The 4,928-nt window shown below is 53.9% G+C and carries 6 protein-coding genes and 2 tRNA genes; 4 read left to right on the top strand and 4 right to left on the bottom strand.

Features of this window, described 5'->3' with window-relative positions:
* Positions 1-145 precede the first annotated feature (145 nt).
* Positions 146-222 (top strand) — tRNA-Arg (locus PMI23_RS27480).
* Positions 223-241: 19 nt separating this feature from the next.
* On the opposite strand, the gene PMI23_RS27485 is transcribed toward PMI23_RS27480, so the two are convergent.
* Positions 242-760 carry a hypothetical protein gene (locus tag PMI23_RS27485; protein ID WP_007919331.1) on the bottom strand — a complete coding sequence of 173 codons (519 nt, stop codon included), beginning with the start codon at positions 758-760 and terminating at the stop codon, positions 242-244.
* A gap of 321 nt (positions 761-1,081) precedes the next feature.
* Here PMI23_RS27485 and mgtE point away from each other — a divergent pair, with 321 nt between their 5' ends.
* A complete protein-coding gene (gene mgtE / locus PMI23_RS27490) occupies positions 1,082-2,524 on the top strand; it encodes a magnesium transporter (RefSeq protein WP_007919330.1) in 1,443 nt (480 codons plus the stop codon).
* Between the two features lie 113 nt (positions 2,525-2,637).
* Here the strand turns inward: mgtE and PMI23_RS27495 are convergent, their stop codons facing one another.
* Positions 2,638-2,964, bottom strand: coding sequence for an Arc family DNA-binding protein (locus tag PMI23_RS27495; protein WP_003178899.1), 327 nt, complete (start codon positions 2,962-2,964; stop codon positions 2,638-2,640).
* Positions 2,965-3,354: 390 nt separating this feature from the next.
* Between PMI23_RS27495 and phnN the strand changes: the two genes are divergently transcribed.
* Entirely contained in the window at positions 3,355-3,924 is a 570-nt protein-coding gene (gene phnN / locus PMI23_RS27500; RefSeq protein WP_007919328.1) for a phosphonate metabolism protein/1,5-bisphosphokinase (PRPP-forming) PhnN, read from the top strand.
* Here phnN and PMI23_RS27505 read toward each other — a convergent pair.
* Positions 3,899-4,078 carry a PA3371 family protein gene (locus PMI23_RS27505; protein WP_007919326.1) on the bottom strand — a complete coding sequence of 60 codons (180 nt, stop codon included), beginning with the start codon at positions 4,076-4,078 and terminating at the stop codon, positions 3,899-3,901. The genes phnN and PMI23_RS27505 overlap by 26 nt on opposite strands.
* Before the next feature lie 20 nt (positions 4,079-4,098).
* Entirely contained in the window at positions 4,099-4,335 is a 237-nt protein-coding gene (locus PMI23_RS29630) for a hypothetical protein (protein WP_007919322.1), read from the bottom strand.
* A 294-nt stretch (positions 4,336-4,629) separates the two neighbouring features.
* On the opposite strand from PMI23_RS29630, the gene PMI23_RS27510 reads away from it, so the two are divergent.
* Positions 4,630-4,706, top strand: a tRNA-Arg gene (locus PMI23_RS27510).
* Positions 4,707-4,928 lie beyond the last annotated feature (222 nt).

Below are 4,928 nucleotides of genomic sequence, written 5' to 3' on the forward strand. Positions count from 1 at the left end.
TCGTAGCTCAGCTGGATAGAGTACTCGGCTACGAACCGAGCGGTCACAGGTTCGAATCCTGTCGAGTGCACCATTTAAGAGTTAGTTGCAGCAATGTGAATAACTTGGTTTCAGCCAGTTGTGGTCTGGTCTAAAAACACAAATTGCACTCGTAGCTCAGCTGGATAGAGTACTCGGCTACGAACCGAGCGGTCACAGGTTCGAATCCTGTCGAGTGCACCATATACCGAAAAGCCCGCGTTTAACGCGGGCTTTTTGCTGTCCGGGATTTTGTTTTTGCCTTCACGCATCCCCTCTCATCAAAATCTATTTGAGCCGAACGGCCTCGCTTGAGGTCATAGCGATAGCTGGTCGCCGATGTTCGAATATTCACCTTGTCCGGTTTGCCTAACGCGCTTTCGACGTCTTGCTGACTCATGCCGGCAATGACTCGGCGATTGATGATCGCTTCGCGACGTTGCCTGGCGTCGATCAGATTTCCGCATTTGTCTTCAGTGTGGCCAACGATGCCCGGTTCTCGGCCTGCGGTTGTCATGCCGAAGGTTTCTTTATGGTTGTGTTCTGGCATCACGGCCACAACTGATCCGGGCGAGTAGGAGTGAACTTCCTGTGCCGAGCGCCGTTCACCTTGCGCACAGCTCATCGAGGTGAAGGTGATGCTGCCATCGGCGGCTTCGCAGCGATGGAGGGTCAGGGCGGCCCCGGTCGGCGGCAGGCAGAACAGGCTGGTGAGTACAAGGTGGGATGGTTTCAATGGCATTCGACGTCCTCCATGACGATCTACGCTCAAGGGTAGTCGCTACATTTTCCAGTGCCGGTGTGTTTTCTTTTCAGGATGAGTCGTCGCATGTGCAGGGATCAGGACAGTGCTCAGGATTGTTTCGCAAGCGCTTGTTTCGACCGCGATTTTTTAACGTTTTAAACCGTCAGGCGGTGTATCATTGCGCCCGTCAGCCCCGCCGGGGCTTGTGGAAAACCTCCATGGACTTACCCAGTAGTTACTCAGTACCCCGTTTCACCAATCATGAATTGACTGATTGATCCTTCCGGCGTGCCCCGCTGCTGGGAGTGGAGTTCGCCTATGTCTGAAATCGAAGTAAAGAAAACACAAGAAAGCCTGCAGGATCGCCTGGCTCAGGTTGTCGAGTTGCTGCAGCGTCAGCGCGTCGTCGAAGACCTGACTCATCGCCAGGAAGGCGCGCATCACGATCGCGTCGAAAACCTGGTTCATCGACAAAATCTCGTCGAGCTGCAACGCAAGCTTGATGATCTGCACTCTGCCGACGTCGCCTACATCCTTGAAGCCTTGCCGCTGGACGATCGTCTGACGCTCTGGCAATTGGTCAAGGCTGATCGCGACGGCGATATCCTTCTCGAAGTATCCGACTCTGTTCGTGAAACGCTGATCGCCGACATGGACGATCACGAGCTCCTGGCCGCGGCCAAGGACATGGACGCCGACGAACTTGCTGACCTGGCTTCCGAGCTGCCGCGAGACGTCGTCCACGAGCTGATGGAGAGTCTGGATAACCAGCAACGTGAACGCGTGCGGTCGGCCCTGTCTTACGACGAGGAGCAGGTCGGTGCGTTGATGGACTTCGAGATGGTGACTATCCGTGAGGATGTCAGTCTCGAAGTGGTTCTGCGCTATCTGCGTCGCCTCAAAGAGCTTCCAGGTCATACCGACAAGCTCTTTGTCGTTGATTACGATGGTGTGCTCAAGGGTGTACTGCCGATCAAGCGCCTTTTGGTCAATGACCCGGACAAACAAGTTGCCGAGGTGATGGCCAGTGATCCGGTGAGCTTCCACCCGGACGAAGATGCCTACGACGCCGCACAGGCCTTCGAGCGTTACGACTTGATCTCCGCCCCGGTAGTCGATAAGAACGGCAAGTTGATCGGCCGCCTGACGATCGACGAAATGGTCGATCTGATTCGTGAGGAAAGCGAGAACGAAGTCCTCAACATGGCCGGTCTGCGTGAAGAGGAGGATATCTTCGCTTCGGTATGGAAGTCTCTGCGTAACCGTTGGGCGTGGCTGGCGATCAACTTGATCACTGCGTTTGTCGCGTCGCGAGTGATCGGTCTGTTCGAGGGTTCGATCGAGAAGCTGGTAGCACTGGCGGCACTCATGCCGATCGTGGCGGGTATTGGTGGTAATTCCGGTAACCAGACGATCACCATGATCGTTCGCGCCATGGCGCTCGATCAGGTCAGTACCGGTAATACTTCGCGCCTGATGCGCAAGGAGTTGGCGGTAGGCTTGATCAATGGCTTGGTCTGGGGAGGTGTGATCGGTGTTGTTGCCTATCTGCTCTACGGGAGTTGGTCCCTGGGCGTGGTAATGACCGCGGCAATGACACTTAACCTGTTACTGGCTGCATTGATGGGCGTTTTGATCCCTATGACCTTGGCGAAGATGGGGCGAGATCCGGCGATGGGAGCCAGCGTGATGATCACTGCGATGACCGACAGTGGTGGCTTCTTCATATTCCTGGGGTTGGCGACAATCTTCCTGCTCTAACCGGCAGCATTGAAACAGCCCGCCAATTGGCGGGCTTTTTTGTGCCTGCGATTACCCAAAATCCGCGCGAAAAAAAGCCAGCAATTAAGCTGGCTTGAGATGTTCGGTATGGCTCAGGACGCGTCTGCTGCCATTTCTGCATCGTGGGCAATCAAGGACACCAGAGCATTTTGTTGACGGTGAGACAGCTGGCGGAAACGTTGCAACAGCTCGCGCTCGTGCAACGACAGCTCCGGGCTGTCCAGGCGCATGCTCAGCTCTTCGCCCAGTGCACCTTCCTGAATAAGACTCTGCTCAAGGCGCGCAATGATTTCGGAGTTCATGCTGCGATGATGATTGCGAGCCACCTCGGCAATGCGTTCCCGCATTCCGTCTGGCAGACGTACGACGAACTTGTCAGCCGTACGGCTGGAATAAATTGCCTGTTTCAATGGGCGCATATATTTAACCGGTTAGTTCAGGGGAGCGGTTCTCGGGATTGGCCGCAGGATGTGTGGTAGGACAAGCATCCGCGCCAAATGGTTCAACCTGAATTGTTAAGAGGCCCGCATCATGCCTCAAAATTGCCAGATCATTGGCGTCAATTCTGTGACAAATATTGAGCTGGGTAAAGGCGTAATGCCAGCACCAATTATCAGAAATGCGGACTGGTTTGAAATCTTCGCCACTGTCCGCATCCTTGCTCGGTTCCTGCCGCACATCAATTGATGTCCGAAGGCATCAGAACGTGCATGCTATGCGGGTTCTAAATCCTTGTTCCTTACCTGTACAGGATAGTGGCAAATTGCCGATTTACTAGTGGCATACCCCTGCTGGAGGGTGTTTTCAGGATGGATGGCAAGCTAATTTATTTGATGGGGCCGTCCGGTTCGGGAAAGGACAGTTTGATTGAAGCGGCGCGGGTGCCATTGCGTGGGTTGAACTGCGAGGTGATGCGTCGGGTGATCACGCGATCCGCTGAATCGGTAGGAGAGGATGCCATTGGGGTGACACCGGAGGAGTTCGAGCGACGCGAGCGCGCTGGCGACTTCTCGCTGGCCTGGCGCGCCAATGGTCTTTCCTATGGAATTACGGTGGAAATGGATCAGCGACTGAAAGCTGGTCAGCATGTGTTGGTCAACGGTTCCCGCGCCAATCTGCGCCAGGCATTGGAGCGCTATCCGTCGCTGCTGCCGGTTTTGCTTACGGTCAGGAATGAAGTTTTGCGAGAACGTCTGCTCAGACGTGGTCGAGAGACGCTTGAGCAGATTGAAGAAAGACTGGCTCGCAATGCGTTGTTCAAGGATCGGAGGTCAAGTGATGGGCCGGTATATCACATCGATAATTCCGGAAATCTGGCGGAGGCCGTCAATGATCTTCTGCGCCTGATCGGGATCAACGTAAAACCGGATCAAATTTGATTTTCCGTCCGGCAGCCATTGCAAGCACAAACAGCACTGCAAACACACCGCAGCCAATCAGTGGCAGGGTGATTTCGGTACCCTCGAACAACGATAAATGCACAACGCCGCTCAATAAAGCGAGGATCAGAAATCCTGCAGCTGATTTGGACATTTTCTACTCCTGAAGATATTTCAAAAAACCAGATGTTCTGAAGTCAGTGCTGGCAGCGTCTGCCCGGAAATACTGACGGCTTGTGAGGTAGGGTTGACCTGATCGCTCAGCACCGCCAGTTGCGGCGTTCTCTGTACCTGCAGGTAATGTGGCATACGCTGAACCAATGGCTCTGGTGCGGAACTCTCGGGGATAAATTGGGAGCTCACCAAAACCACTAGAGCAATTGCGTTTGCAAGCAAAAGAGTGCTGTTCATGGGGCGTGGCTCCGAATGTTCTTCTATAGAACAGATAAAGCAGCCGTCGTGCCAACAGTTTAACCTCTGTTAAGTCCTTTAAAAACAAGCAGTTGAGAGGCTTTCACGGCTTGCTTGGATTGCAATCTGCAATGAAGACGTTAGGGAGGGGTGCAAAATGCACGGTAATTCTTCCCGCGATATGGCAGGGCGGCTGCCTACACTTAAAAAGCCCTACGGACGACATGACAAATCCGGGTGCGGTGGTTAACATGCACGCCGTCCGTCATGCAGCGTCTGCTGCGACAAGCGTGTGTCCCAGTAGCTCAATTGGATAGAGCATCCCCCTCCTAAGGGGAAGGTTGGCAGTTCGAACCTGCCCTGGGACACCATTTATTTGTTGAAACTCTCTCCTTTGATATTCGCTGACCTCGTGCTCAAGCTTTGCTACGAGCCAGGGTAGGTTTGCCTATGCTTTCTGGCTGAAGGCTTGATTCCAGGTAAGGCTTAGGTGAGCGCCTCTATATAGAAGGCTTTTCCTTGCTTCGATAGAAAAGCGCAATTAACGCTTGACGGCAGATTTCAGATGTCTATAATTCGCCCCACTTCCGGCG

Source organism: Pseudomonas sp. GM24 (assembly GCF_000282235.1).
In the GTDB taxonomy this organism is placed as follows: Bacteria; Pseudomonadota; Gammaproteobacteria; order Pseudomonadales; family Pseudomonadaceae; genus Aquipseudomonas.

Coding starts and splice junctions, on each gene's coding strand:
- PMI23_RS27485 (WP_007919331.1), bottom strand. CDS start 760: ATGCCATTGAAACCATCCCACCTTGTACTCACCAGCCTGTTCTGCCTG.
- mgtE (WP_007919330.1), top strand. CDS start 1,082: ATGTCTGAAATCGAAGTAAAGAAAACACAAGAAAGCCTGCAGGATCGC.
- PMI23_RS27495 (WP_003178899.1), bottom strand. CDS start 2,964: ATGCGCCCATTGAAACAGGCAATTTATTCCAGCCGTACGGCTGACAAG.
- phnN (WP_007919328.1), top strand. CDS start 3,355: ATGGATGGCAAGCTAATTTATTTGATGGGGCCGTCCGGTTCGGGAAAG.
- PMI23_RS27505 (WP_007919326.1), bottom strand. CDS start 4,078: ATGTCCAAATCAGCTGCAGGATTTCTGATCCTCGCTTTATTGAGCGGC.
- PMI23_RS29630 (WP_007919322.1), bottom strand. CDS start 4,335: ATGAACAGCACTCTTTTGCTTGCAAACGCAATTGCTCTAGTGGTTTTG.